Origin of the sequence: Spirulina sp. 06S082 (assembly GCF_034932145.1) — a bacterium.
Taxonomy (GTDB): Bacteria; Cyanobacteriota; Cyanobacteriia; order Cyanobacteriales; family Spirulinaceae; genus CCY15215.
In genome coordinates, this window is sequence record NZ_JAYGHV010000270.1 from 1 (window position 1) to 761 (window position 761).

Genomic DNA, 761 nt, shown 5'->3' on the forward strand with positions numbered 1-761 from the left:
TGAAGCACTTGTGCTGTATTCAGGGGATTTTTATTTTATCAGCAAGTCGATCTTAGCAGTTGAGGGCTAATCGTCGATCGCGGCAATTAAAGGCAAAATGATGTTAAGGAGAAGGGCGATCGCCAAATATAATACGTCCAGGGCGGATCATTGTTGCTCCAGCTTGTAGGGCAAGGGGGTAATCTCCAGACATTCCCATTGAGAGTTCGGGTAGGGTTAAATCGATCCTGGGGTCTTGGGCGATTTGGTCTCGAAGTTCTTTGGTTGTGTGAAAAGCTGCCAACTTTTCTGCATCAGAAAGTCCCATCGGTAGAATTGTCATCAAACCTTGAATTTCTAAATGGGAGAGGCGATCGAGTTGCGGAAGATCGGCGAGTAATTCTGATTGACTCCAACCATATTTATTAGCATCGGGCAAGATTTTTACTTGCAGACAAATTTTAGGATTGCGTTGAATGTCTGCGGCGAGACTATTCAGCCGTTGAGCCAGTTTGAGACTATCGCAAGAGTGGATCCAATCAAAATGCTCGATCGCCTTTTTGGCCTTATTACTCTGAATATGACCGATAAAATGCCAGCAAATATCTTTTAAATCTTGCAATTGCTCTTGTTTGGGGAGTGCTTCTTGAATGCGACTCTCAGCAAAGTCACGTACTCCCGCTTGGTAGGCTTCTCGCATCGCTTCGAGAGAAACTTGCTTGCTTACAGCGATCGCGCGAACCCCCGAGGGTAACTGCTGGTAAATTCGCTCTAGGCGATCG

1 protein-coding gene is annotated in these 761 nt (G+C 45.9%); it reads right to left on the minus strand.

Translation table 11 applies throughout. The features are described 5' to 3' along the window. Positions 1 to 103: 103 nt before the first annotated feature. Positions 104 to 761 (minus strand): YggS family pyridoxal phosphate-dependent enzyme (locus VB714_RS15520; protein ID WP_323225539.1); only part of this gene is annotated, 658 nt, incomplete at its 5' end.